This window comes from Treponema paraluiscuniculi Cuniculi A, from assembly GCF_000217655.1.
GTDB classification, from domain to species: domain Bacteria; phylum Spirochaetota; class Spirochaetia; order Treponematales; family Treponemataceae; genus Treponema; species Treponema pallidum.
This window is the reverse complement of record NC_015714.1, coordinates 280,001-306,784: the sequence shown is the minus strand read 5'-3', so window position 1 is coordinate 306,784 and position 26,784 is coordinate 280,001. Positions and strand designations below refer to the sequence as shown.

Sequence of the window (26,784 nt, the reverse complement as noted above, 5' to 3'; positions counted from 1 at the left end):
CTACCCTATGCGCGCGGTGTCCCCGCAACGGACAAGCGAGCGTGTAGGAGTCGCTCGATGATACTGCGATCATCCAAGAGACTGCTCAACGATTGATTATGATGAATGCGCGCGATGACGCGCGCGAACAACCCTGACACATCGGTTTCAGTATACCACTGCTTGTGCGAAAGCTGTGTGTGGAACACCGCATTTGTGCCAATAATCCGAGAGAAGTACCGTTTCTCGTACGCTTCATCAAATAACTCAAGTGCATTTCCCGTAAAGAAAGGTAAACTCACTGCCGCGATCACCTGCTTTGCTCCGCGACTTTTCAAAAATTCCATCGCTTTTAGCATCGTACCTCCGCTGCCAAGCATATCGTCAGCAATAAACGCCGTCTTCCCCTCCACATCGCCGAGCAAGTTAATTTCTACAATATTGCTCTGCTTTGCATTTTGCGCGACCACCGAATAATCACGCACCTTATAAATCATCGCGAGTGGCTTTTTTAAACCAGAAGAATAAAATTTATTCCGTTCAACCGCCCCGCTGTCCGGCGCCACTACTACAAAAGGGATATCGGGGTCAGAAAGATTTTCAATCTTTGCCAACTCCCGGATAATCTGATAACTGGCGTGTAAATTTTCAAGCCGCGTGCGATGAAAGGCATTTTCAATCTCACGTGAATGTAAATCAAGAGTGACAATGTGACTCACGCCAAGATACTCATATACACTCCCGAGCAAACCCGCCGTCAATCCCTCACGTCCACACTTTTTGTGCTGACGGCTATACGGATAAGTGGGTAAAACCAAGGTAACGCGCCCAGCTCCCGCGTGCCGAACTGCATCTATGGTCACAATGAGCATCATCACGTGATCATTCACGGAGAATATTTTTTTACTTTTTCCGTTATTCACCAGGACTGGTTGATGATTTTCTACATCTTGGAAAATAAAAACGTCCTTGCCACGAATACATTCATTAATTTGCGTTTTTAACTCACCATTTAGAAAACAGATAAACTGTGCATCCACCTTAAAATGCGGTGGATTAAAACGACGTACGTCATCGTGCGCACACAACTCTGTGGAAAAAAGGTCCCGGTAAAAGTTCGCATCTCGTATCACCGACCCCGAGTCAAGACCGTAGCGGTCCGTCAAACGGTCCATTCTCTGGTGAAACTTGCGTTCACACACACGCGTCAAATGTTTGATAGTTTCGTCCGCGAAGTGCTCGCCACCAGGACAGGCGACGATCGCCAAATCAGTAAACCCTGAACATCTCATGCAATCTCTCCACACTTGTCAACGCGGACTGGACAAGCACCGCCTCAACCGCACGATAGGGAGCCCATCCGCGCAGGCTAATACAACGAAACACACCCAAGCGAACACACCTTGCATACGCATCGCACAGCGAACGCACACACGTCATGCGCACAGGGCAACACTTTACTTACTTATGATAGTGATTTCTACCCGTCGGTTTTTTCTACGACCATCCTCTGAATCATTTGGCGCAATAGACTGCTGCGCACCACAACCGCGCGTATATACATGCGCTGCATCCACAACACCTAATTCCTGCAGGTAACGTGCAACCACATCAGCACGCTCTTCAGAAATCCTCTGTTGATCCTGCACAGACCCCCGTCGTGCCGCATGTCCAGACACCAACAACTCTCGATCGGGAAACGCGCGCAAAAGTTCTGCTATTTTGCGCAGCTTCTCGTACTCAGAAGGTGCAAGGGATGCAGAGTCTGCGTCAAATTGAACATTTTCTATACTGATGGTTACTCCCTCTTCTGTTTCACGCACCTTCGCATCAGGCATATGCAAGTCCTTGAGCGTTTCTTGCAGTTCCACCACCGTGCGTGCAGGATCAAAGCGCTCAGGTGCAAAATTCTTCGCCGTCGCAGTACCCTGATATCTCAAAACCGTTCCTCCACTCAGGTATAAGAGAATGCGAAACTCATCGTCGTACTCAGCTATGTTCCCAAGTTCGTTATCCCAATACAAATTTTGCTTAGAAACGCCCGTAGTACGCACCGGATACATTCCTTCTTTTGCATTGCGCTGCACGCCATGTGTCCGTTTGGGCGACTCATAACTCATAGAATACGCCGCAGTAATGTGATGATAGCGCCGACTACCACGCTGAACTTCACCACGGTAGGTATACGACACGGTAAACGGCACAATGAAGGGCGTTTGGATACCAAAGCCGTCACGCAGATCATGCGCTTCTTCTGCTTCATGCTCCCAGGTATCTCCAACTTCGATATCATAATCAGGAAACACCGGCACATTCCGTACTACCGGCATGAAGAATGAACGATCAATATCATACACACCAAATGCGTCGCGCCAGAAAATACTTTCGTAGTGCCTCCCCCAACGAAACGTATTATTGGGACTTTTCTCGGATGTCATGAAGTGACACACATACCGCGCCGCATCAGGCGCCGACCCGTGTGCAACACGTACTTCGGAAACATGCACCGTGATTCGATTCGTAATTTCCGCCGTGTGAGCAAGCGTATCGTTCACAAACACATCCTCGCGTATCAGCGAGTTGATACGGTGCGTATCCCCCTTACGAAACTTGTAGCGCAAGCGCAGAGGGTACGCCGCACTCGCCGCACACCAGACTGCAAGAACACACAGCATTCCCTTCCTAGAAAACACACTTCCCATCATACACACCGAACGGACCTATCCGTCATATTCCGCACGAGAAGTTGCACCCCACCCTTTCCTCCTTTGAGAAGAGCTGTGATAAAAGGACGCCCTATCAGCACCTGCTGCGCACCCAACTCCCGTGCTGCGCACAAATGCGCATAACTGCGAATACCACCGTCTACCCACACTTCACCGGCACAGCGCGCTAACTCTCCACCGTATTCAAAAAGAAAGTCCGCTGTGCTTCCGCGCGCAGTTTCAACCCTGCCTCCATGATTTGATACGATAGCGACATCCGGTTTCAACTCTCTGACTAATTCGACATCGCGCGGCGCAAAAATTCCTTTCACCACGATAGGAAGTTTTGCAAAACGTCTGACTGCACGAAGGTGCGTAGGAGTCTTTTTCTCTAACTGCACTTTATCTCTCATGGTCACAATATGGTACGCATCGATATCCACACCCACAAACTCCGCAACGTCCCGACCCCACTCGATACGTTCAAAAATTTTTTTGTTCACATACGGTTTGATAAACACTGCAGCCTTCTTTTTGAAGGAACGCAACGCAGCAATACCCGACTGCAGTTTGATGTCCGGACAACCATCTCCCACACTCAACAGGACACCCGTTCCGGACACCGCTTCAATGAGCCGATAATAAAACGAGACCTCGTCAGGATATCCGACGTTTTCAACTGCACCCGTCATAGGCGCAAGACGCACGACCGGTAGTTCATGCCTTTGCGGAACATATTTTTTCCATGCAAGGCAGTTCGCGATAAAATTCGCACTGTTAAAAACACCCCCCATCCCTGGTAACTGACCACGACACCCGTATCCATCACAACGGGCACACAGGCGACACTTGTACTCTGAACGTGCAGAACGCACCATGCGATCTTCCTTTTCCCTAAAAAAGCACTGCCCTCTTTACTCTACCACCCCATAGCGCTTCAAAGCCTGTGCAAAACCTGCATCATCATTAGATTCGGCAATATACGTTGCGTGTTTTTTTGCTTCCTCATGACCATTACGCATACAAAAGGAAACGCCCGCTGCTTTGAACATGACGATATCATTCCTCTGATCGCCAAACACGCATACTTGTTCCAAAGAAATGCCGTAGTACTGGCACAATATATGCAGGGCATTCCCTTTATCCACCCCCTCGGGCATTACATCAATCAGGTGCGGCATGGAGTGTTCACAGTGCACTCCATGCAAACTTCCAATAAACTCAGCTGCTGTTTCAAGATCTGAGGGAGAAAAATTTTGTACAAGGATTTTCATAACCTGCTGCTGCCGATCGCCTGATAGTGCTTCTATGGGAAAGATAGGGATAAGCGCGCTCCCCCCACGACGGGCCAAACGATTGTATTCATGGAACGCCCGTATACGCACACTGTAGTCCGGTGCATATACACTGTCAGACGTATAAACTAGGTAATCTAGGCGATGCGCCATGCCGTATTCCAAAACACGAGCAAATGCTTCAGCAGTAAAACATTTTTGAAAAATAGTTTTGCCCGTCTTGATTTCACGGATCATTCCCCCGTTATACCCAACAACCGGTCCAACCAACTGCAACTGCCGCACATACTCCTGCACCATAGGCAGCATCCTACCAGTTGCAATAACAAAAGGGATATTCTTCTCGTGCAGACACTTCACCGCCTGCTTATTCTCAGGTGGAATGTTATTTTCGCTATCCAAAAAAGTACCGTCCATATCGGTAACCACCAACCTAACCTGTGCGCCTGACATCAACATCACCTCTGAACTTGAACAAGTGCACACCCAAAAAACAACACGGCAACTTCACTTACTCGCAGATCCATGCGCGTCTCCTTGCTTTATTGCGTACACCTCCATAGTGTCTCCTAATTGGAACCATTTGCTCAATGCCATCAGCATCTTCCATTTCAACCCACCAGATTTTAAATGCTTGTGAGGATAAAATCGCTCGGGATGATGACCAGTCACCACTATTTTCTTTACCGTAAAACCGTAGCGCAAGAGCTGCTTTTTTACCGTGCGCGCATCCCATATTGTAAAATGATCGCAAGGACTTTGCGCAAAAAAAAGATGCGGAAAACGCATACCAGTGACACCTGCAAAATTAGGGGTAGAAAAGGCAAGAATACCTCCAGGCACTAAAAGATCTGCCACCTTCCTGAGTACCGCCTCCAGGTCCTGAAAATGCTCTATCACAAACCACAGGGTAACGGCGGAGAACGTACACTCTCGAATGTAAACAGATACTTGTTGGGGACGATTCGTGGCAAAGCTGTGCCGAATCACAAAGTCAAAACACTCAGGAAGTAATGGAAACGTTGCAACACAAGCAGGAATGCAGAGTGTGTCTCGCACATGACGCACCGCAAATTCACAGACATCAACCCCAACAGCATTCCACCCCGCAGCCTTTGCCGCAGACAAGAAAGCGCCATATGCACAGCCAACATCTAAAACCTTTTTATCAACTGCAAACGAATTACCTTCATCTGCACAAAAAACTTCTGCATATAAGCGTTCGATCTCCTCCATCCTGCGCGCACCATGCATTCGAATTTGGTCAAAGTCCTCAAGGTAAGTCTTGCCATACTGTGCCTTGTATTCTTCAAAAAAATATGACTCGGAGTATCGAACTGGATCTGAAATTACAAAGGAGAGAAAAATCATATCGCATTCATTACAGCGCTGAAAGGTTTTATGTAATGCACGACCGACAACATCCACCGCTACCATTTCTCCACAAAAAGGACAGCAGTGTTTTTTCCCCCGCGCAACGCGCATGATTTCATCTGCCAGATCACGACACTGCGAATGTCGCGTCACAACATCGGGTATAATAATTCCCTGCTGCATCTGAGACCACAACTCATGCGCAGCAGGATCAGCAGATCGAATAACAGAAAAACCCACTGCACTCGAGAGTAAAAAATGATAGGGCGTTGGTGAAACAAGCAACACCGCCGCCCCTGCAGCTGCAGCCTCAAATGCGGTAAAACCAAAATGGGTAACTACCACGTCCCAGCGGTGGAGATGCTCTTTCAAATGAGGCAAAGAAGGGTATATGTGCACCTTACCGTCCGTCCGTTCAGACGCTTCACCAGGAACTACCACTGAGGTGTCAAAACCTAATGCAGCTATCCGCTCAGCACACGAACGCGCGCGGCCGTGTGTATCTTCTGCCCCATACACCACCAATACGGTGGTGACGCCAGGTATAGGAAAAAATCTGCCGTTTGCCACAGGCAGATCCTGCTCCTTTCTCGTCTCTGGAAGTGGGATAAACGCACTATCACGTACATTCGTAAGAGCGGCCAGCGACCTTCGACCCGGACTTTGCAAGACGGGAAATACATCTATCAAGTAATCCGCATTCAGACGTCCAGATCCCCCCTCATCCAGAGCAAGCACTGGTGCAGTACGCTGAAGTAATTCAATCTCGCACGCAGAAGTACGGAAGTTGTCGACCACTATCAGTGATGCATCCGCAGGAACCGTGTCCACTATCAGTTCCTCAGGAAAGGGAGTAGACAGTTTGCACAGCAAACTACGATCGGGCACATACAAGCAACAGCGCACACGTCCTTGCAGTCGCAAGACCAAATACGCCGCCCGATATAAATGCCCCGCTCCCTGTCCTATTTTCACTGAGGGTACAAATACCACCACCTGCCGCGCGTACGCATACGCATCTAAAATAACATCGGAAGAGAGCGGAAACGGACACTGCAACGTGCACACGTACTCCATCATATGCTGCGCTCGCTGAAAGTCTTCCTGCGTATCCACCGTTACTCGCACATCAGGGTGATACCATGCGGCAGCGGCAGGTTCACGCACACACACGAAAATACCCGGGCGGCGATGTAAGGCAGGTCCTACATGCTCACGGTCATACGCCTCCAAAGGAAGACGATCTGCTAAAAGCAACGAGCGCGCCTTTAATATTTCCACTCCGCTGCCGTAGGGAAGACCGGTGAAGGTAAAATAATCTGGCTCGTTCAGTTCCGCATAACGCAGGAGCGCTGCAGCAGCTGCTTCGTGAAACAAAAAAGGGTTATCTCCGGTAACCCGCACGACGGTTCGAATTGGGAACGAATGCTCAAAAGCCTTAACTGCGATACAAAAGCGGTGGAGCACATCTTCTGCCGATCCTGAAATACAGTAGAACCCATGCGCGCGTGCAACGGGTTCAAAATCTTTTTTAGAATGTTCATCACACGCAAGAATATACGTTTCTGCAGGGATGACCCGCGTTGCCTGCAACACGTAATGTATCAGCGGCTCCCCCATAAGGGGCAACAGCGCCTTTCCTGGTAACCGCGTAGAATCAACGCGTGCTTGCACAATAACTGCAACACCGGAACGATCCTGTTCCATTAACGTGGTTCCCACTCACTTACTAAACGCGCGGCAGTTTTTTTAAAACGGTATCTATTCACCGCCACCCATTTCTGAGCGTCCCGAAAGAGACGGTACGCCTCTATTAGGTGCAGACCAGAATTTCTAAAAAATGAAAAAAACTGCGTGCCCGAAATAAAGGCCCTATCCTTCTCTAGGAGTGGCGCAAGGTTTTTCAGATAAAAGATGCGGTACGAACTATCTGCACTTGCATCCTCTTGCGGGGGAAGAGCCTCATAAAACAGTCTTATTTGCGTATTAACCTCTATGCACTCCCCCCACAAATAAGAACGCAATCCAAAATCAAGATTTTGCCAATATGCATTCGCAATGGTAAAATCAAAACCTCCGCATTGGATAAACCGGTCCCGATGGTATATTCCAACAAAATCATACGGGTATATCGTAGGCGTATGGTTAGTCGTACATTCCGTAGGCTGTGTAAAGAAGTCACTTTTTCGCAAGGCAGGGACAATTTGCGTTGGGAGTACAGTACTGTGGGAAGAACACAATTGCGGCGCAATACACATGTGCGTATTCGTGCGCAAGATATCCTGTATGTGCTGGCTCATACCCTGCGGATCTATGCGCATGTCGCTCCACAGAACTAAAACATACATGACATCAAGTTCTGCAACACCTAAATTGATCATTTCCCCAACCGAAATACACTCAAGCGGTGTGATAAACTTAACGAAGGGGAAACGCTCAGCAAGACCGGTAACATCTGGGGCTGCTGCACTCCGCTCCACCGATACAATTGGCGCGATGCCAAGGGTAGTCAGTTGCGCAAAAAACTCTGCCCGATTCCACCGCACTCCCCGATTGAGTACTACTGCACCTAAAAAAGCAGACGCCACCGGACAGAGTTGACCACCCACCACCGTGTGTGCAACATTTTTCTCGTTAAAAATTATAGGTATAGTACTCATCACACTGCCCACATAATCCTTCATGTACTGCACGAACGTGCTGAAGATACACATCTTGTCCCCGCCGCCAAATCTGTGCAAGATCCTGCTGGAAAGCATTGCCCAGCGCGTGGCGACAGTGCACATCTTCTTTGCACAGCGGAACTCGACCATCAGTGAAAATAATCATATCTCGTTTTAGATGCCAACACGGATACCTCTCCAAAGGAGATAGATCTGCAACCCGCCGATCGGGAAGCAATCCGCACACATGATCATACTTTTGAACAATCACCTGCCCCACACGCTCCTTCCACGTGCGGTAAAAGGGCTCGAGCTCTTTTTCGTTTTCATTCATACGGAAAATCTGTGGCCACAGCACGCCCGGACATTGCGCATGTACCTGCATTGCAAATTCCGTCGCTTCTTTTAGAAAAAATTCCGCTTCTGACAGCGACACACGGTGTACCTGACTGTACATGCCTGAACTCACCGCATCTAAAAACACAATCCAGCCAATGGCAAAAGGAGTGCGCGCACTGTTGCGCGCACATTCGCACAAATCACGCACTACAGACTCCTGCCACCCCAACCCACTTGTCTCAATGAGCACCGACAAACCCGGATACTTGAGAATCTCACGTACGACGTCACACAGCGCAGGATACAACACCGGATCCCCAAATACCGAAAGCGAAATGACCGCACGTTCTGAAAAGTCTGCAATGCGCCGGATCAACGCACACGCTTCCTCTTTTGGCATCAGTGAAGCATTCTCCACCTGCGCAGGAAAAGATACTGGCCGATACAACGAAGAAAGCGGATACGCACGCGTCAACTCAAGCGCATAGTACGCAGGAACTGTGCGCAACGCATGCTCACGTGCGCTGATAAGCTGTGCGTAATTTTCTGCAGTGATATCGGTAAATGCAGCACACTGCAAGAACTGCGCCTTAGAACTCGTATAAAATTCCAGACGCAGATGCCGCACATCAACCGGCGCAATCATAGTTTCTAGATCAAAAGAATTAATGTCTGTTTTAATGCTCTCAAAAATGAACGAAGTGTCAAAACAAATATGTGCATCCTGAGTCAAAGTAGCAAGGATAGGGAAAAGTCCTGGCGCAACAACTGCAGCAAATAACCCCTCCGGGTAGCCATCTGCAAAACTATACTCTGCAAGATATTCGCGATGCTGCGCGTATAACTGGGCGCTCGCCACACTATCAATAAAGGGCGCGTCTGCGCGCAGAACAAAGACAGCCTCAGGTTCTTCACCTGATTGCGCGTATTCCGCACATACGCGTGCAACATGCGCGAAGAAGGCGCTCACTCGCATGTCATCCAGAACGTTCACGCGCAGCGACGGAAAAATAGGCGTAGCGCACTGCATAAAACGCGCAACCTTCGCGGCGCTCGTCGCATCCGCGTACACACACACCCGATGGCAACCAGGCAACGCGTAAGCAGCTGTAACAGCGCGCTCGAAAGCGCAACGCCGCCCCACCCCGGCTGTATTCTCACAGCCCCTCACCTCCACGCACGGCACGAACCCCGGCACTGCTTTCATACACGACTGCTCACGCGTGCCACACAAGGGCACAAAGGCATAATCGCTCAGATCAAAGGCACAGACCACAGCAACCGTTCCCACCGCCCCCTTATCGGCACGCATGCAGGAGAACCTTGCTCAAAACTTTTCTGAACTTTAAAAGCACAGCCCCGAAGATCACTCAACCGAGTGAGAAAAAGAATCATCACATACTCAGCTCATGCAATTCACGCCTGCGTAAATTTCTCTTGCAAAAGGCGGGCAACTACACGGGGGACAAAAGTAGACACATCACCACCGAAAGAAGCAACCTCGCGTACCATGCTGGAACGAAGCGCAGCATAGCAGGGCTTTGTCGCCAAAAAAACTGTTTCTAAACCAGCGTCGAGCGCACGATGAACCCATGCAAGATCAAACTCCTGACAGAAATCAGTAGCATTTCTCACACCGCGAACCAGCACACGCGCACCAACATCTCGAGCGTACGTAACCACAAGCGAACGCCAAGGAAAGACGTACACACCCGGACGATCCCCAAGGACTTGCCGCATCAAATCAACGCGCTCACATTCTGAAAGCAAATACCTTTTCTGAACATTGACCGCAACCAACACGTGGACCTCTGCAAAAAGACTACGCGCGCGCAGAACAAGATCTAAATGCCCAAAGGTAGGCGGATCAAAAGAACCGGCGAAAATCGCCTTCACGCACGGCAACCCCTCACGTTGTTCAGGAACATGCGGCGAACTACACAAAAAACAGGCAGCACTATTTATATTCGCACCCACTCCGTCAACTCCTCGCGGAAAATCGGTGTTCACACGAGCTCTCTACGCTTCCTAGCTACACAACGTGCGCACCGCACGGCGCGAACGCTTTTCCTTCTACTGTGCTCTTCCCCCACCCACTGAGATCGCAATAGCACGCGACTTCCCGAGCGCTGCCCATCCATTGAGCGGAAAGCGCTCGTACAGCTGCGTGTAGGCAGCCGTAGCAGCAGCCGCGCGCCCTAACGCCTCTTCCATGCGACCAACGTTAAAGAGAGCACGGGGAACGAGTGGAAAATCCTGCACGCGTGCACTCCTCTGATACAGCTCACGCGCCTCCTCGAAGCGACCACGCTCATCCGCGCAAGACGCTGCATTAAAATAATACACGCCGGCCACGTAGCTCCTACGAGCACCATACGCTGCACGGACATAGGCCTGCTGTGCCTTCTCCCACTCCTTACGCGCAAAGAAAATGTCCGCGACACAGGCCTGTGCGTACGCATATGCAAAGCCGTCCCGCCACGGCGAACTGGCGCACGACTCAAGGCGCGCCAAAAGCGCATCCTCCTTCGCACGTATGGAAGACCCTCCCCGCCCCTCCACTTCATGACCAGAAGCGCTCACTGTATTATCCGGTTTACGCAACACGTCCCACTCACGCGCTATGCGCGTTACCTCTGCCGAAGCACGCGCGCGTAAACCCGTCATAACCAGCAAACACCCTGCACTTAGCCCTAGCCCCCCGAGGATAGCGACGAGCACACCCACAAGCAACCGCCGGTGCAGTTCCAAGAACCGATCAACCCGCACTATCCCACGCCGCTGCTCACGCATGGATCCCTCCCCCCCTCACAGAATCACTCAACTCGAGAAACCCCACCGACAGGCGCGAGCAGCGAAGCCCCACACCTGCCCAAGGGAAAGAACAGCACACCGGAACTACCGCAAGACACACACGGAGGCTCGGGCACCTACCTCACACGCAAAAGACCCTGCGGAGCAGCACCCACAACAACCGAGGAGGAGCCACCAAAACCGCAGCCAACCCACTGCGCCCGAAAGAACCGCGTATCACACGCGCAACACACCGACCCACTCACTTTCCAGACGTCTGCCTCATCAAATCACCGAGCGTAAACGAGCCTTCGTCCTCCCCCCGCGGGGCGGACATATACCGAGAAAGCTCGTCACGCTGTACCTTTCTTTGATAGTCTCTAACAGAAAAAGCAACCTTCCTGTCCTTCACGTTCATATCTACGATCACTGCCTTGACCCGGTCCCCCACTGCGTATTTCCTTAGCGCTTCATCCGGATCCCCATCCCGATTCTCAACCAGATGCTGCTTGCGAACAAGCCCCTCAACGCCACCGGGAACACGCACAAAAATCCCAAAATCCGTCACGGAAGATACTTCCCCCTCCACGGTAGACCCTACCCCATAGGCGTTCGCAAACACCTGCCACGGATCGTCGCTCAACTGCTTAACACCAAGCCGAATACGGCGCGCTTGCGGATCACACTCGATAACCATACACTCGATTTCTTTACCTACCTCAAGCTCATGGTCTGCAGGACGCGTCCGCTTAACCCAGGACAGATCATCGACGTGCAAAAAGCCGTCTATTCCCTCTTCCATTTCAATGAAAGCACCTGCGTTCGTAACCTTTACGATACGGCGCGTAAAGCGCGCACCCACAGGATAACGAGCCTCTATTTCCTCCCAAGGATTCGCCGTTACCTGCTTAAGCCCCAGAGACACCCGCCCCGCCTGGATATCATACCCGAGGATCATACACTCCACTTCATCCCCAATTTTAACCATGTCACTGGGTTTACTCGTTTTCTTTACCCAGCTGAACTCACTAATATGCGCAAGCCCCTCGATACCCTCAGCAAGTTCAATGAACGCACCGAAATCAGCGATTTTCGTTACACGCCCCTTGACCACATCATTCACGCCGAACTTGTTTTCAAACTCAAGCCACGGATCCGGCTGAAAATGCTTCAGGGACAAATTGATACGCTTCTCCGCCTGATCCAGGCGGATAACCTTCAACTCAATGGTTTGCCCTTTCTTCACAAACTCGCGCGGCCGCGCCACGTGCCCCCAGCTCATGTCATTCACATGCAGGAGGCCATCGAAACCGCCCAAGTCAATGAAAGCGCCAAAACTCGTAAAGCTCTTAACCACTCCGGATACGGAATCTTCAATATGAACCGAATTGAAGAACTCCTCGCGCGCCTGCCGCGCACGCTCCTCCAAATACCGGCGTCGATTAATGACAATGTTGTCGTTGCCGCGATGCTGTTTGCTTTGGGATATACGCTCGATATAGAACTTAGACGTAAGCCCAATGAGACTCTCAGGCTCGTCGACTTTCTGACAGTCCGACTGGCTGATAGGTAAAAAGGCCATCATCCCCGCACCCAAGTCCACTTCAAAACCACTCTTCTTTTCCGTTAGACGGACGATCCTCCCCTCAACCGGAGTCCCGTCTCGCTCCGCATCACGCAACTTAACTTTCAAACCCAAGCGATCGGCCTTCGTCTTGGAAAGCTCAGGGCCATAAGGCGTCACGCGCTCCACATACACCCGAACGCCATCCCCTGCCTTCGGCGGCGCCTCAAACTCCTCCACTGGAACACGCCCTTCAGATTTTCCCCCGATGTCTACAAACACCGTCCCCGCATTAACCTGAACCACCGTCCCCATCCTAACAGAACCAGGTTCCGGAGCCTCAAACGAATACCGCTCCTGCAGCTGCCGCGGCACCAATGGTGTACCCTTCCCCTCCTGATTTTCCACTGAACGCTCTCCTCCCCACAAAGCTCTGCGGTGCGCCTCGCGCGCGATTCTTTCACAAACCTCCTCAATGGTCAAGCAAGAAGTATCCACGTACAGCGCATCAGGCGCACACCTGAGCCCCCCCACGGTGCGCGCCCTGTCGTGCGCGTCACGCGCGCGCATGCGCTGCTCGAGTTCCTGCTTCGATAACCGGCTCGTTCCCTGCGCCCAACGACGCGCCACACGCGCCTCAATAGAAGCGTCAAGGTAGCACTTCAAGTCCGCATCCACAAACACAACCGTCGTTAGATCACGCCCTTCACAAACCACCCGCGCACCACAAACGGCCGACCGGATCTTCCCCGTCATAATTGCCCGAATAGCCGGCATTGCCGCGAAGTACGAGACTGCCGATTCCACCTCATCCGAACGCAACAGTGACTCCACGTTCTCTTCGCCCACGTACATCACACCCGCACGATAAGAAAGCGCAACTGTGCGCGCAAACGAAACCCAATACGCTTCATCAAAAAGTGCAACCTTCTTCTGGGCCGTCAGAGGAGCATATGATGTGTCCAGATTTGTTGCGTGTGGAATAGCCGCGCACCCGACCGCCGCATCAGGGTCCGGAGAAGGAGAGCACGCTTGCACGGCCAACTCCGATACCCTACGCAATGCGGCGAGGGTAAATGCACGGTAGAAAGAACCCGTGTTCAAACATTGCGCGCCAAGGCGAGACGCGAGCAGACGACAGACGCTGCTCTTCCCAGAGCCTGCAGGTCCATCAAGAGCGATGATCACGGTCCTCATCGGCCGGCACTGTAGCACAGTCCTTGCACGCACCGCAACGCAACGGGTGCGAGGATGAACGAAACTTCTCTCTCTCTCTCTCTCTCCCTCCCCCCCATGCACAGGGGTGAAAAACGAAGAAGGGAAGTACAGGGCAGAAAACGGAAGTCACGCTATATCCTGCTCCTCCCCCAGAGCGGGTCTGGAACGCGCCTGCACCTCCCCCAGTGCCCTCCTCCGTCTAATCGCATGGAAAGGAAACTGTCCAACGCAGATTCTTGACACGGACGGGCACGCATTCCATCATCCGCCCATGAGTGTTCTGAGACTGTTTGCGCTCCTCGTCTGTTGTCTGATCACCAGCGCAGCTCCCTTCCCCACATGGACTGCCGCTTATTTGCCACAGTCTTCCGAGGAAGACGAGCGCATGCAGACGGTGCAGGATGTCTACGAATTCCTCCGCAAATACTACGTCGACGAGGTAGACCCCCACATCCTCTACAAGGGGGCACTAGAAGGCATGATTAACTCTCTTCAGGACCCTTACACAACCTTCGTCGAAAGCGACAGCATCAGCGGCGTTAATCTCCAAGACACTACCAAGGGTTTCTTTGGCGGCATCGGCGTTGTCATTTCTAAGTCCAGAACATCCACTCCGGGCAAACCCGCCTACGTGGAAGTGACCGCCGCCATTGAAGACACTCCTTCCTGGAAAGGAGGAATCAGACCGAGGGACCTCATCGTCAAAATCGGCGCCATGAGCACTGACACCATGACTATGGATGAGGTTTTAAAGAAACTACGGGGGCCGATAGGCACCAAGGTGACTCTTGTTGTCAAACGGGGTACAAAGATTTTCCGACCATTCACCCTCACCCGTGCGAAAATTGAAATTCCCACTGTTAAGTACGCAAAAATCGATCCAAACATCGCGTACGTGCGCCTCATAGAGTTCAACCCAGTCACCGCTACCCGCATGGTAGAAACCGTTACCGAACTGCGTAGGCAAGGTTGCGACCGTCTCATTCTCGACCTGCGCAACAATCCGGGAGGCCTTATCACCGCCGCAGTGGACGTTACCAGCTCATTCATTCCCTCCGGAACCGTTGTAACCACTAAGTCACGCGTGCAGGGACACTCCATAACGTTCAGCGTTAACGCACGTGCGCAGAAGCTACCTCCGTCTATGCCTGTGATTGTTCTCATCAACAGGGATTCTGCGTCCGCTTCAGAAATCGTTTCAGGTGCGCTAAAAGACCACAAGCGCGCATATCTGGTCGGCCAAACCACATACGGAAAGGGAGTCGTGCAGCAAGTCTTTGACCTCAATGAACGGGAGAGTTTGAAAATGACTATCTCACGCTACTACACCCCAAGCGACGCAAATATCGATAAGAGCGGCATTCCGCCGGACCTCGAGGTACGAGAAACAGAGTTTACTCCCGAGGAAGAAGAGGCACTTGTCAGTCTATTTAAGTCTGAAAAAGTGAAACTCTTTGCAGAGCAGAACCGTACCATGAACTCCGAACGCATAAAACAGTATGCACGTGGCCTGGCACGCGAATTTAAACTCCGATCAATACTGGTGGAAAAGCTCATCGCACAGGAGTATCACCGGCACAATGCGTCTTTTGTATATGACTTAGAATATGATGAACAACTGCGAAGGGCGGTGGAGTTGATACGCACACAGGATATTCACGCGCTGGTGGCGCGTACTAAAACGGTCAAAGAATTACAAGAGGGAATACAGGAAAAAAAGAAGGTATCTTGAACGTCCAGTTCGCTACGCGTGCGCCCTTATACCCCTTGCAAAGACTTGGTGAGTGTGGCCCTTATCAGGTCAGTCCCGCTGCCCAGGCTGTGGGAGCCAGACTGTGCGTGCTCGGCGCCGCACTACTTTTAGATATGTATAGGGTTTACGGTGAGAGAAGTTCCTTACGGTGGTGTTGTCGCACGGCGTCCGGCGCGCTCAGCGCGTGGACATTATGAAACAATTGCTGATAACTGCAGAACCGGATTCCGGCGGGTATGTGCAGCTTTCAGGCAAGGATTTTCATTACATGGTGCGTGTTCGACGCGCACGCGTGGGGGATACATTCACCCTGCGTACGCAGGCCGGTGCGCAGTACAGCGCAGTAGTATCCGCTCTCGACATACATACGCGTTCACTAATCCTCCACTGCACGCCCATGCCCCCGGTGGATGAGAAAACGCAGGTAACGCTTGTGTTGCTTCAGTGGATGCCCCGCGCGCGCGTCTTTGACGCGATCGTTCGGCATGCGACAGAACTTGGAACTGCGCGCATCATACCGATTCGAGGAGAACGTTCACTCATCCGCGATGAAAAAGACACCCAGCATGCACGCTTGCAGCGCATCGTGCGGGAAGCGCGTCAACAGTCTGGTTCTGCCGTGAACACCCGTGTGGACACGCTCCACAGCCTCCTTGGCGCACTGCATATGCTCGAGCAGGAATTTCCTTATCCTTCTGCAGTGCGTATCTATTGCAGTGAAAAACACGTGGGAGGTTCCTTTCACGAACTGCTTTGGACAGGACGTTCTACACACTGCACCGCGTACCGTACACCCACAGAGCCAAATGCGCCGCACAACACGCCGGATGTGTGCGCGCAGGCGGTTATACTTGCAGTAGGCGCTGAAGGCGGTTTTTCTGATACAGAAGAGTGCACGCTTCATGACGCGCACTTTGCACCCCTGCACTTTCGCACGAATGTGCTGCGCGTAGAAACGGCCGCGCTCTATGCTCTTGCAGGCGCACATCTCCTTCTTAGTGAGGCAGCACTATGGAACAAACGCAGCTGGTAACGCGCATTGAGTTCCTTTCCGTACCCCTTGATGTGGTGCGTGAAGAGTATCTGTGCACCGTCATTCTCTCCCTGTTAGAAAAAAAAGAGCCGCAGCACATTATATTTCTTTCTCTCTGGGACGTGCTAAAGGCACGGCATAATCACGAGTTCCGCACCATGGTAGACCGCGCAGCGTTGTGTCTGCCCACATCCTACAGTATTGTGCGCGGTGCACGCTTTTTGGGATTGCCGACACCTATCTTTCGGCACCCGTTTCAATTCATCATCACCTTGCTCAACGTTATGGACACGCACTACAAATCACTCTACTTGTTCGGCGGTCGGGGACAGAGTCTGCTCGAGGCGGAGCGTAACGTGCATTCTACCTTTCCCGGACTGAGCGTGGTAGGTCGATTTCACGGCTTTTATCGTAAGACGTTAGAAAACAACATTATCACGGCAATTGTAAAATCCAACGCATCGCTGGTAATTGTCGGCAATGGGGTACCAGGAGGCGTACGATGGATTGCGCGCAATCGCGCACACTTCGCCGGTGGCATTTTTGTGCAAGACAGCGAGGTTATCGACATTTTCTCAAAACGGCGCAAACGACCACGCGCAAAAGAACTGTTACACGGACGCAGTCCCTGGGGACAAACACTGCATCCATTGCGCTGGCACAGGAGCGTGCGATACGTATGGTATATCTTTCTCTTGCTTTTCTACCGTATATTCCGCACGAAGTGAGCGATGTTTAAACTCACCCGCCAGAGTGTGCTGCGCACCGCAGCACAAGGGCATGTGCATCTTTAAGGGAAAAAGGGAGCATACGATAATGGGACAACGTGAGGAGTTGGTTACGCGACCGAGTTGGGATGAGTATTTTATGGAAGTGTGTCATGCAATTGCCAAGCGTGCCACCTGCGATCGCGGACGCGCAGGCTGCGTCATAGCGCGCGATCACCATCTGCTTGTAACTGGGTATGCAGGCGCACCGCGAGGTCTCCTGCATTGTGACGAACATGGACACCAGCTACGCACGGTGCAGCATGAAGACGGGACGTGCACGCGGCATTGCGTTCGCACCGTGCACGCAGAGCAAAACGCCCTCTGCCAGGCAGCGCGTTTGGGCATCGGTCTAGAGGGCGCAACACTCTACTGTACCATGACACCGTGCCGCACCTGTGCAATGCTCATCATTAACTGCGGCATTGTGCGTGTCGTTGCTGAGAAGCGTTATCAGACTGCGACAGAAAGTATCATGCTGTTTGCACAAGCACAGATCGCGCTTGAGCACATATACCAAAATCCTGCTGAGTACGGCACCCCCTCATAGACTGCGGGGTTGTTATTTCTCTCGAACACAATGAACATTACGATTTCCACGGAGAGAAGAGCTCGCCGACGGTGTGCGCGCGGGATTGTGCACGCATCTGGCACATGAGCTGCTCCCAGGGAATAGGCGGTGCGCACGCCGCCTTGCGCCCCTCGTGTGCAGCAAGCCATGCACGACGAAAACAGAGCGTGCGCAGCACATCCTGCCACAGAAGCACAATACCGCACGGTCCTGGAAACAAAAAAGCCATTGGTACACTCAGCGCGAGCACACCCATGCTGTACAAAACCATAAGGAAGGTAATACACGGGTGCTCAAAAAATACTCGTGCCGAGAGATATACGCATTGGCGAAAATGCGTTCTGTAGCGTGCACGCACCGGCACAAACCACAGGAGTGCACCGCACGCGAGCGCGTATGTCCAGGCACTGAGTATACCGCACGCGGTAGATACAGAATGCGTGCGTGCAAAGTAATATGTACACACGTATTTTCCAGTTCGAAACAACACACACTGTAGCAGTGCACACCACAGGCTCTGGAGCCACACCTCGCGCAGTGCGTGTGTGAAGACGCGTAGATTCGTATCTGCCAGAGTATCACATCCCCGTTCTCCGCGAACGACACAGAACGCGCACAGACATGCGTACAGCGTAGCCAGTACTAAGACAAACAACACGCTCCGACCAGGCCCTTGGTGCCATAACAGACTGTACCCTACCCCTGCAAGACACAACGCATTGAGCACTACAATACCGAAAAACGCTTCACCACAATCAATGCAATGTTTTTTTATAAGAAAAAGGATCACCTCCGCGTAAGATAGCACAGTTCATCGTATCACTCTAGCTTTTGCACACCGTATCTCCTTACCAGGATTTACCCCATCGCATAGCTTCCCATTCAGACGCGCTTTCGAAGTCCTTTTATTTATTTAGAAAGTGGAGTACACTCCGGCACCATGGGTAAAACCTTGGTGTTCGTAAATCAAAAGGGAGGGGTGGGTAAGACAACCTCTGCCATTAACTTGGGTGCGTATTTAGCGCTTGCAGGAAAGAAAACCTTGCTCGTTGATTTTGATCCTCAAGGGAACATGTCCTCGGGTCTCGGCTTAGCTAGAGGGTTGACCGTGTATGATCTTCTTGCAGGTAAGGCACGCATCAACAGCGTGCTGCGCACTACACCAGTGCGTAACCTTTTTGCTATCCCCGCTTCCATCGATCTTTCTGGCGCGACGGTGGAACTAGTAGATGAACAAGACCGCGAGCTCTACCTTAAAAAGATATTGGCAGAAGTAAAAGACACGTACGACTTTATCCTGATTGATTGTCCGCCCTCGCTGGGTATCCTCACATTGAATGGACTTGCAGCGGCAAACGAGGTGTTCATCCCATTGCAGTGTGAGTATTTTGCACTTGAAGGCCTCACACTCTTACTGCAGACGGTAAAGCGTGTACAAAGTGGTCTGAATACCGCGCTTTCGATCGGAGGCATCTTCTTTACCATGTATGATACTAGAACTAAGCTGGCGCAAGAAGTGGTTAAGCAAGTGACAACCTATTTTGGGGACAAGGTGTTCAATACTATCATTCCTCGCAACGTAAAGTTATCCGAAGCCCCTTCGCACGGGTTACCCATTAGTTCTTACGATGCACAGTGCGCAGGGGCACGGAGTTATGAGAAGCTTGCACGGGAAATAGTGGCACGCGATGGGCAAAGATAAATTAGGCAAAGGTATTGACGCGCTGCTGCAAGAAAGCTCAGATCGATACGATGTTCGTGATTCAGACGGTGTGCAGACTGTACACTATCTTGATCCCACGCTGCTGCAGGCGAATCCACATCAGGCGCGTCGCACCTTTGCGCAGGAATCTCTCGAGGAGCTTGCCGCGTCTATTCGTGAGCACGGGGTAATCCAGCCAGTCCTTGCGGAAAAAAACCAGGACGGAAGCTGGGTCATTATCGCGGGGGAGCGTAGAACACGCGCTGCCATCCTTGCGGGGTTGAATCGGATACCTGTTATCGTGCGCACCTGCGATCATGAAAAAAAGCTTGCCATCGCGCTCATTGAAAATGTTCAGCGAGAAAACCTGAATCCCCTGGAAGAGGCGCGCGCCTATCAACATATCATGGATCTGGGTAATTTAAGTCATGAAGAGCTCGCACAGCGGGTTGGAAAAAACCGCAGTACCATTACCAATGCGCTGCGTCTTTTAAAACTGCCTCCTGAAGTTCAGCAGTTGCTTTCGTCTCGAACGCTGAGCGCAGGGCATGCGCGCGCACTTCTGTCACTCACCGACATGCAGTTGTGTGTAAGCGTTGCTCAGTATGTAGTTACCCATGCGTTGTCTGTACGTGCCGCAGAGGAGTGCGTTGCATGTCTTAATCGTGGCGGAAGTTTGCACGATTACGCTGGAGCTCGCGCGCACACGGCGGCGTCTTCCCCTTCACCCGTCGGTTCTGCTACAGACATCACCCGCCTTCCTCCTTCTTCCCTATCGACGGATGCGCAATTAAATGCGCGCATACGTAACGCAGACATCGCAGACATTGAACAGCAATTGTTGGAACAACTGGGAACCAAGGTGCGCATCAGTGGGAATTTACAACGGGGGAGAATTGAGATCACGTATTTCTCCCAAGCAGAATTAGAAAGACTCTACGGGTTGCTCAAGGCGCACTAATTCTGCGCCATGGTGCGCACAATCTCCTGCGCATGTTCCAAAAGCTGCGGACGCGTGTTGCGCGACGGTTGCATGAGGACCATATCAAACAGTGCGTTCAGAATGTGCCCTATGGTGGGACCTGGAGGAATGCCCTGCGCTATCAAGTCGCGTCCGTTCACCACAAGGTCGCGTATGCCGTGCACAGGCAATTGTGCGGCGACCCTGCGCACGCGTGTTACGAATATTTCAAATTGTTCCTGCATTTTTTTTCCTTCCCGCGCATTCTCGCAGGACACTCCAGGCTGAGCAGATATGCGGTAATCGTCATCAGCAAGATAGGCACGCCGCAGGACACACAGCGATTCTAGCTGAGTAGTACCTACCGTCACAACGAAACGACGGAGCGTTCCTTCAGACCAACATTCGTGTGGAGTAAAACGCGCGTGTGCAACCAAGTGACACACCTGTGCCGTCAGGTAATTCGGGTACTTCAGGCCACGCAAAAGCTCGCGCGCTTCAGCAAGTGCAGGAGGACATATAAACAACGCTGCCCCCGTTCCTGAAGCAGGAAGCGTACGATAGTGAGCCAGCGGAAAGAGAAGTGCTGCAAGGCGGACCGCAAGCTCTGCAGGCACCCGATCGCACGCAGCAAACGCGCACGCAGCAAAGGTGCGAGCGTCACGTCGTTGCTGCGGTGAAACCTGCAGACTGTCCTGCGTCTCCTTCTCCTCCCCTTCATTTCTCCCACACACCTGCGCCAGCGCAGGAAAAAGTGTGTGCAGCAATCCAGTCTCTTCCATTAGGCGGAGCGCAATACTCGGACGGGGAGTACAAAGCATCTTAGAAAGTTCATCACGCACCCGCTCACGAGAAATACGTGCAGTATGAGCGCGTAGCGCGATAATTGCTTCACGCGTGCGCGCTTCGATGGAAAAAGATAACTGCGCTGCAAAACGCACAGCACGCAAAGGACGCAACGCATCTTCAGAAAATCTAGCATGTGCATCCCCAACGCTACAGATAAGACCGTTACGCAAATCGGCGTAACCGCCACACACGTCGATGATTTCCCCCGAGGGGAGCGCGGCAGCGAAAGCATTGACAGTGAAGTCACGCCTTGCCAAATCGTCCTCAATGCGCGCTGCAAAGCAAACAGAATCCGGATGTCTCCTATCGGAATAATCTGACTCAACACGGAACGTAGTGCACTCAATAGAATGCCCTCTGAAAAGAATTGTAACAGTGCCGTGTTCAATACCAGTAGGAACCGTGCGTCTAAAAAGCATACGCACACGCTCAGGGGGAGCGTCAGTTGCAAGATCCCAATCATGAGCACTGCGGTTCAGGAGAAAGTCACGCACAGCACCCCCGACAACATAAATGCAAAATCCTGCACGGATGAAACGCTCACTCACTTCACGCAGCAGCGGACAGACAGGAAACACGCGCACAGACCCTTCCTCACGCTCTACTGCATGCTCGTTTTTTTCTAACAACAATGAATCTCCACTGCGAATCAGAAACTCACAAGAGGATAGCACCCCCGTTATGAACTCTAATCCTTACGTGTGATCCTGCTGAGGCAGCGACGCCACCCCGTTCAATGATTGGGAGGCTCAAATAATTTTCTGTCAAAACGCGTGCGACGGACTGTTCTACTACCGCACATAGTTCCCTCCCATTCCAATATTCCAAATACGCACGGTAGTTTTTCTCTGCCAGTTGCTGCATTGCAGCAACGCGTTCTCCTGCAATACGCTGAGGCACTTTTGCATCCATAGCAAACGCCTCTGTACCGGGGCGTGCAGAAAACGGAAATACATGGATACCTGCAAAACGCAAAGTTTTGCACATACGCTGGGTGTCTGCAAAATCTTCCTCTGTTTCCCCTGGAAAGCCGACGATTATGTCACAACCTAAAAAGGGTTCTTCACGCACACTCCGTAAATCGGAAACTGCCTGATAAATGTCCGCACGTGTGTAAGCGCGTCGCATGCGTCGTAACACGCGATCACTGCCCGACTGAACCGATAAATGAAAATGAGGCGACACGCGCGTGTGCGCAATAGCACGCAAAAAAGCAGATGTTACGCTTTCTGGGTACAAACTCGAAATTCTAATATGAATCGTATGCGTTTCCTGCACAATCAACTCTAATAAACCCGCAAAATCTATACTGCCACTTCTATACTGAGACAAGTTCACTCCTGTAAGTACAACCTCGCTCATACCACGAGCTTCAAGGGCCTGCACCCGCCCAATTACCTCGTGTGTTTCAAGTGATACAGCGCGACCGCGTGCAAAACGAATGCGACAAAAAGCGCATCCACTGTTACAACCGTCCTGCACCTTAATGCTTGCGCGTGAGTGGAACAAAAAACGAGGGGCATACAAAGCAAAACGGGGAACGGCTGTAGGTTCTGAAAACGAAGATACAGAAACGCGCGGCGCATGAGACACACCAGTTAACTGAGGAAGGGCATTCCTTGTGGGCATATGCGTCTGCGATGGAAACTCAGACGTTAGTTCCAAAGAAATAATTTTTTTCTTCAAAGAAGCGAGCAGCGCACGCATACCGCATACATACTGATCTATCGGCGCAGGACCACGCTGCACAAGTAACGCACGGAGACACGAGGGCAGAAGGCTGAGGACATCTTTTTGTTTTCCTGGAAAAGCAAGGACACGATCATCCATGGCTTCAAGAGAAGCAGACTCAAGCTGCGCATAACATCCAGTGACAAGCGCTATTGCAGTAGGATATGTGCGCAACAGGAGACGAACGAGGCGCCGCGCCTTTTGCTCTGCCTTACTTGTGACCGTGCAGGTGTTGATCACACACAGAACCACTGGGGCAGTGGAGGTATTGCCACGGCATACTGCAAAGCCCTCCTGCAAGAAGAGCGCTGCCAGCGACTCAGACTCGACATGATTCAGACGACAGCCAAGCGTCTCGATGCGAACGGAAAACACGAAGAAAACCTACCTACGGAACACGTACCTCAGCACCCGCTCCCTGCCCCGGCGAGCATCAGCCAGATCTCTATTCAGCTGGAGCGCTCGGTCGTAGGCCTGTAACGCATAGCGATAGTCCCCCGCGCGCTCGCGTGCATAGCCCAAGCGGGCCCACCAGAAATCGTTAAGCGAATCTAACTGGAGCGCGACGGAAAAAGCGATATCTGCGTGCAAGAAGCGCGAAGTGCGCAGGTAAATCTCCCCCATAAGATAATACGCGGCGGTCTGCCGCGCTCCATTCGGGGCACACGCAATGTAGTCTTGAAACAACCTAAGCGCTTCTTCATTTCTCCCCAAGTGGCAGAAAGCCTCCGCCTGCGCCTCTATGAGGCGAGGATCATGGGCGGCAACGGCGCGCCCCTCGAGGGCCCACTGGGCAGCCTCATGGTACTTCCCAACCGCAACAAGCGCCCAGGCAAGCACGAGATAATGCTCAAGGTCCTTAGACCCCTGTGCGATAGCTTCCTCGCAGCATCTAATCGCCTCACGGTAACTACCCGCCCGGTAGAAAGCAAGACCAGACTGCTGCGAACAGAGCCTCCTACACACGAAACAGAACACAACGGGCAAAAGAAACCTAGCGACCAAGAGAGCTACCCCTCTGCAAGGGAAACCGATCAACCCGATTCGGGCATACTACACACGCCACTGAAAAAGCACCCACTCTCAAGCACAACTTCTGGCGCGGTAACATCCCCTATCAACCTCCCACATGGGAAGACGCGAACAACAGACATAGCCGTGACGTTCCCGATTACTTCTCCCTTAATGACAACACGATCTGCAACTATCTCAGCGCGAACACGCGCCTGCTCCTCAACCATAAGATCACCCGAGGACTCGATGCTCCCTTCAAAAACACCACGTACCATGAAGGGCTCTTCAAAGCGAACCGTCCCTGAAAACTCAACATCCTCAGCAAGGATAGTACCGTAATCCTCATCATCCAAATCTACCAGGTCAAACGAACGCGCCGAAGCCACCTGCGGACTTTAAGGTTTCGGATAATATTTTGTCAAGCGAGTGATGGGCAAAGGGGAGCCTGGCTACTACCTACTTTCCCGCGAATGAGCAGTATCATCGGCGTAGGAGAGCTTGACTTCCGTGTTCGGGATGGGAACGGGTATGACCTCTCCACCATGGCAACCAGGCAAAATATTTTACGCAAAGGGGTAGGGTGAAGGAGAAGGATGAATAATATGGTCAAGCCTCACGACTTATTAGTACTGGTCGGCTTAATACCTTACGGTACGTAGACCTCCAGCCTATCGACCTTGTAGTGTGCAAGGAGTCTTCAGGAAGGTCAACCTTCAGGGATATGTAATCTTGAGGCGGGCTTCCCACTTAGATGCCTTCAGCGGTTATCCCTTCCGAACATAGCTACCCAGCACGTACCCTTGGCAGGATAACTGGTACACCAGAGGTTCGTCCACTTCGGTCCTCTCGTACTAAAAGCAGCTCCTCTCACATATCCAACGCCCATAGCAGATAGGGACCGAACTGTCTCGCGACGTTCTGAACCCAGCTCACGTACCGCTTTAATTGGCGAACAGCCAAACCCTTGGGACCTGCTTCAGCCCCAGGATGCGATGAGCCGACATCGAGGTGCCAAACTTTCCCGTCGATGTGAACTCTTGGGGAAAATCAGCCTGTTATCCCCGGAGTACCTTTTATCCGTTAAGTGACGGCGCTTCCACACGCTACCGCCAGATCACTAAGACCTACTTTCGTATCTGCTCGACCTGTCGGTCTCGCAGTTAAGCCTCCTTGTGCCTTTACACTCGCGCACCGATTTCCAACCGGTGTGAGGAGACCTTCGCGCACCTCCGTTACCTTTTAGGAGGCGACCGCCCCAGTCAAACCGCCCACCTACCACGGTCCCTTTGCCGGATCCACGGCCAAAGGTTAGAAACCTGACGTACCAAGGGTGGTATTTCACTGTTGACTCCGCCTAACCTGACGGCCAAGCTTCTCTGTCTCCCACCTATACTACACATGGTAAACCAAGTTCCAATAGTAAGCTACGGTGAAGGTTCACGGGGTCTTTCCGTCTAACTATGGGTAACCGGCTTCTTTACCGGTACATAAATTTCACCGAGTCTCGCGTCGAGACAGTGTCCAGAGTCGTTACACCATTCGTGCGGGTCGGAACTTACCCGACAAGGAATTTCGCTACCTTAGGACCGTTATAGTTACGGCCGCCGTTTACTGGGGCTTCAATTCAAAGCGTTGTGTTACCACGAACCTCTCCTCTTAACCTTCCAGCACCGGGCAGGTGTCACCACCTATACGTCTCATTACTGATTTGCAGATGGCTATGTTTTTGATAAACAGTCGCCTGGACCTGCTTTCTGCCACCCTCACCAAAGGCAAGGGTCACACTTCTCCCGAGGTTACGTGTGTATTTTGCCGAGTTCCTTGACGCGAGTTCTCTCGAGCGCCTTAGATTACTCATCCTACCTACCTGTGTCGGTTTGCGGTACGGTCTCTTGCAACCTAACCTTAGACAGTATTTCCCGTCGCCATGACTACACCTGCTTCCCTTCGCTCATCGCTCCAGTCGCACTCGCACCTTACCTCGAACGACGGATTTGCCTATCGCTCCTAAAACGGCTCGGATACTTAGACCAAAACTACCAATCTTTGGCCGGGCTTCACCTCACGCGTCCTGCCATCGAAATTGCAAGAGGTTCCGGAATATAAACCGGATTCCCATCGACTACGACCCTCGTCCTCGCCTTAGGGGCCGACTTACCCTGAGCAGATGACCTTCACCCAGGAAACCTTAGGTCTTCGGCGGGAAGGAATCTCACCCTCCTTTTCGTGTACTTATACCTGCATTCTCTCTTCCATCCCCTCCAGAACTCCTCCCGGATATTCCTTCATCAGTACATGGAATGCTCCCCTACCGCCTTGCACCAAAAATGCAAGACCCGTAGCTTCGGTATACCGCTTAGCCCCGATACATTATCTGCGCATGCGTACTCGACCAGTGAGCTATTACGCACTCTTTCAAGGAATGGCTGCTTCTAAGCCAACCTCCTGGCTGTCCAGGTACTCACACTTCATT

Annotated in this window: 21 protein-coding genes and 2 rRNA genes (1 of these 23 running past the window's edge); 6 read left to right on the top strand and 17 right to left on the bottom strand. The window is 51.9% G+C overall.

Annotated elements, in window-relative coordinates:
- Positions 1–5: 5 nt before the first annotated feature.
- The 10 genes from TPCCA_RS01455 to rpsA form a co-directional block, all read right to left on the bottom strand.
- Positions 6–1,271 (bottom strand): ribose-phosphate pyrophosphokinase, encoded by a 1,266-nt coding sequence (locus TPCCA_RS01455; protein ID WP_010881743.1) that lies wholly within the window; start codon positions 1,269–1,271, stop codon positions 6–8.
- Between the two features lie 165 nt (positions 1,272–1,436).
- Positions 1,437–2,690 (bottom strand): OmpA family protein, encoded by a 1,254-nt coding sequence (locus TPCCA_RS01450; RefSeq protein WP_010881741.1) that lies wholly within the window; start codon positions 2,688–2,690, stop codon positions 1,437–1,439.
- The gene (locus TPCCA_RS01445; protein ID WP_010881740.1) at positions 2,681–3,562 is read right to left on the bottom strand and encodes an alpha-hydroxy-acid oxidizing protein; all 882 of its coding nucleotides are present in this window, start codon (positions 3,560–3,562) and stop codon (positions 2,681–2,683) included. Before TPCCA_RS01445 ends, TPCCA_RS01450 begins: the two co-directional genes overlap by 10 nt.
- Positions 3,563–3,598: 36 nt before the next feature.
- Positions 3,599–4,432, bottom strand: a complete 834-nt coding sequence (locus tag TPCCA_RS01440; protein ID WP_013944959.1) for an HAD family hydrolase — start codon at positions 4,430–4,432, stop codon at positions 3,599–3,601.
- Positions 4,433–4,486: 54 nt separating this feature from the next.
- Complete coding sequence (locus tag TPCCA_RS01435; protein ID WP_013944958.1) at positions 4,487–7,060, bottom strand: cytidylyltransferase domain-containing protein; 2,574 nt, start codon at positions 7,058–7,060, stop codon at positions 4,487–4,489.
- On the bottom strand, positions 7,060–8,016 hold the full coding sequence (locus TPCCA_RS01430) for a hypothetical protein (RefSeq protein ID WP_014342355.1): 957 nt from the start codon (positions 8,014–8,016) through the stop codon (positions 7,060–7,062). Before TPCCA_RS01430 ends, TPCCA_RS01435 begins: the two co-directional genes overlap by 1 nt.
- Positions 7,988–9,562, bottom strand: coding sequence for a spiro-SPASM protein (locus tag TPCCA_RS01425; protein WP_320341447.1), 1,575 nt, complete (start codon positions 9,560–9,562; stop codon positions 7,988–7,990). Before TPCCA_RS01425 ends, TPCCA_RS01430 begins: the two co-directional genes overlap by 29 nt.
- Before the next feature lie 209 nt (positions 9,563–9,771).
- Positions 9,772–10,251 carry a pantetheine-phosphate adenylyltransferase gene (gene coaD / locus TPCCA_RS01420; protein WP_013944955.1) on the bottom strand — a complete coding sequence of 160 codons (480 nt, stop codon included), beginning with the start codon at positions 10,249–10,251 and terminating at the stop codon, positions 9,772–9,774.
- A gap of 177 nt (positions 10,252–10,428) precedes the next feature.
- Positions 10,429–11,148 carry a tetratricopeptide repeat protein gene (locus TPCCA_RS01415; protein WP_013944954.1) on the bottom strand — a complete coding sequence of 240 codons (720 nt, stop codon included), beginning with the start codon at positions 11,146–11,148 and terminating at the stop codon, positions 10,429–10,431.
- A 262-nt stretch (positions 11,149–11,410) separates the two neighbouring features.
- On the bottom strand, positions 11,411–14,011 hold the full coding sequence (gene rpsA / locus TPCCA_RS01410) for a 30S ribosomal protein S1 (protein ID WP_013944952.1): 2,601 nt from the start codon (positions 14,009–14,011) through the stop codon (positions 11,411–11,413).
- Positions 14,012–14,201: 190 nt separating this feature from the next.
- Between rpsA and TPCCA_RS01405 the strand changes: the two genes are divergently transcribed.
- The 4 genes from TPCCA_RS01405 (at position 14,202) to TPCCA_RS01390 (ending at position 18,033) form a co-directional block, all read left to right on the top strand.
- Complete coding sequence (locus TPCCA_RS01405; protein ID WP_245522170.1) at positions 14,202–15,662, top strand: S41 family peptidase; 1,461 nt, start codon at positions 14,202–14,204, stop codon at positions 15,660–15,662.
- 214 nt (positions 15,663–15,876) lie between these two features.
- The gene (locus tag TPCCA_RS01400) at positions 15,877–16,716 is read left to right on the top strand and encodes a 16S rRNA (uracil(1498)-N(3))-methyltransferase (protein ID WP_013944950.1); all 840 of its coding nucleotides are present in this window, start codon (positions 15,877–15,879) and stop codon (positions 16,714–16,716) included.
- Positions 16,695–17,444 carry a WecB/TagA/CpsF family glycosyltransferase gene (locus TPCCA_RS01395; protein WP_013944949.1) on the top strand — a complete coding sequence of 250 codons (750 nt, stop codon included), beginning with the start codon at positions 16,695–16,697 and terminating at the stop codon, positions 17,442–17,444. Before TPCCA_RS01400 ends, TPCCA_RS01395 begins: the two co-directional genes overlap by 22 nt.
- A gap of 88 nt (positions 17,445–17,532) precedes the next feature.
- Positions 17,533–18,033, top strand: a complete 501-nt coding sequence (locus TPCCA_RS01390; RefSeq protein ID WP_013944948.1) for a deoxycytidylate deaminase — start codon at positions 17,533–17,535, stop codon at positions 18,031–18,033.
- Between the two features lie 37 nt (positions 18,034–18,070).
- Here TPCCA_RS01390 and TPCCA_RS01385 read toward each other — a convergent pair whose 3' ends face one another.
- Entirely contained in the window at positions 18,071–18,862 is a 792-nt protein-coding gene (locus TPCCA_RS01385) for a hypothetical protein (protein WP_013944947.1), read from the bottom strand.
- 132 nt (positions 18,863–18,994) lie between these two features.
- On the opposite strand from TPCCA_RS01385, the gene TPCCA_RS01380 reads away from it, so the two are divergent.
- Positions 18,995–19,756 carry a ParA family protein gene (locus TPCCA_RS01380; protein WP_013944946.1) on the top strand — a complete coding sequence of 254 codons (762 nt, stop codon included), beginning with the start codon at positions 18,995–18,997 and terminating at the stop codon, positions 19,754–19,756.
- Positions 19,743–20,717, top strand: a complete 975-nt coding sequence (locus TPCCA_RS01375) for a ParB/RepB/Spo0J family partition protein (RefSeq protein WP_013944945.1) — start codon at positions 19,743–19,745, stop codon at positions 20,715–20,717. Before TPCCA_RS01380 ends, TPCCA_RS01375 begins: the two co-directional genes overlap by 14 nt.
- Here TPCCA_RS01375 and TPCCA_RS01370 read toward each other — a convergent pair.
- The 6 genes from TPCCA_RS01370 to TPCCA_RS01345 form a co-directional block, all read right to left on the bottom strand.
- A complete protein-coding gene (locus tag TPCCA_RS01370) occupies positions 20,714–22,240 on the bottom strand; it encodes a CCA tRNA nucleotidyltransferase (protein ID WP_013944944.1) in 1,527 nt (508 codons plus the stop codon). The genes TPCCA_RS01375 and TPCCA_RS01370 overlap by 4 nt on opposite strands.
- The gene (mtaB, locus tag TPCCA_RS01365) at positions 22,224–23,672 is read right to left on the bottom strand and encodes a tRNA (N(6)-L-threonylcarbamoyladenosine(37)-C(2))-methylthiotransferase MtaB (protein WP_013944943.1); all 1,449 of its coding nucleotides are present in this window, start codon (positions 23,670–23,672) and stop codon (positions 22,224–22,226) included. Before mtaB ends, TPCCA_RS01370 begins: the two co-directional genes overlap by 17 nt.
- 9 nt (positions 23,673–23,681) lie before the next feature.
- The gene (locus TPCCA_RS01360; RefSeq protein WP_013944942.1) at positions 23,682–24,335 is read right to left on the bottom strand and encodes a tetratricopeptide repeat protein; all 654 of its coding nucleotides are present in this window, start codon (positions 24,333–24,335) and stop codon (positions 23,682–23,684) included.
- Complete coding sequence (locus TPCCA_RS01355; protein ID WP_013944941.1) at positions 24,332–24,697, bottom strand: bactofilin family protein; 366 nt, start codon at positions 24,695–24,697, stop codon at positions 24,332–24,334. Before TPCCA_RS01355 ends, TPCCA_RS01360 begins: the two co-directional genes overlap by 4 nt.
- 57 nt (positions 24,698–24,754) lie before the next feature.
- A 5S ribosomal RNA gene (gene rrf / locus TPCCA_RS01350) occupies positions 24,755–24,865 on the bottom strand.
- 48 nt (positions 24,866–24,913) lie between these two features.
- Positions 24,914–26,784: ribosomal RNA gene (locus TPCCA_RS01345) — 23S ribosomal RNA — on the bottom strand (it continues 1,082 nt past the right edge of the window).

Excerpts from the sequence above, each read along its gene's own strand:
- TPCCA_RS01455 (WP_010881743.1), bottom strand. The coding sequence starts at position 1,271 with ATGAGATGTTCAGGGTTTACTGATTTGGCGATCGTCGCCTGTCCTGGT.
- TPCCA_RS01445 (WP_010881740.1), bottom strand. The coding sequence starts at position 3,562 with ATGGTGCGTTCTGCACGTTCAGAGTACAAGTGTCGCCTGTGTGCCCGT.
- TPCCA_RS01440 (WP_013944959.1), bottom strand. The coding sequence starts at position 4,432 with ATGTCAGGCGCACAGGTTAGGTTGGTGGTTACCGATATGGACGGTACT.
- TPCCA_RS01435 (WP_013944958.1), bottom strand. The coding sequence starts at position 7,060 with ATGGAACAGGATCGTTCCGGTGTTGCAGTTATTGTGCAAGCACGCGTT.
- TPCCA_RS01425 (WP_320341447.1), bottom strand. The coding sequence starts at position 9,562 with ATGAAAGCAGTGCCGGGGTTCGTGCCGTGCGTGGAGGTGAGGGGCTGT.
- TPCCA_RS01415 (WP_013944954.1), bottom strand. The coding sequence starts at position 11,148 with ATGCGTGAGCAGCGGCGTGGGATAGTGCGGGTTGATCGGTTCTTGGAA.
- TPCCA_RS01405 (WP_245522170.1), top strand. The coding sequence starts at position 14,202 with ATGAGTGTTCTGAGACTGTTTGCGCTCCTCGTCTGTTGTCTGATCACC.
- TPCCA_RS01400 (WP_013944950.1), top strand. The coding sequence starts at position 15,877 with ATGAAACAATTGCTGATAACTGCAGAACCGGATTCCGGCGGGTATGTG.
- TPCCA_RS01395 (WP_013944949.1), top strand. The coding sequence starts at position 16,695 with ATGGAACAAACGCAGCTGGTAACGCGCATTGAGTTCCTTTCCGTACCC.
- TPCCA_RS01390 (WP_013944948.1), top strand. The coding sequence starts at position 17,533 with ATGGGACAACGTGAGGAGTTGGTTACGCGACCGAGTTGGGATGAGTAT.
- TPCCA_RS01380 (WP_013944946.1), top strand. The coding sequence starts at position 18,995 with ATGGGTAAAACCTTGGTGTTCGTAAATCAAAAGGGAGGGGTGGGTAAG.
- TPCCA_RS01375 (WP_013944945.1), top strand. The coding sequence starts at position 19,743 with ATGGGCAAAGATAAATTAGGCAAAGGTATTGACGCGCTGCTGCAAGAA.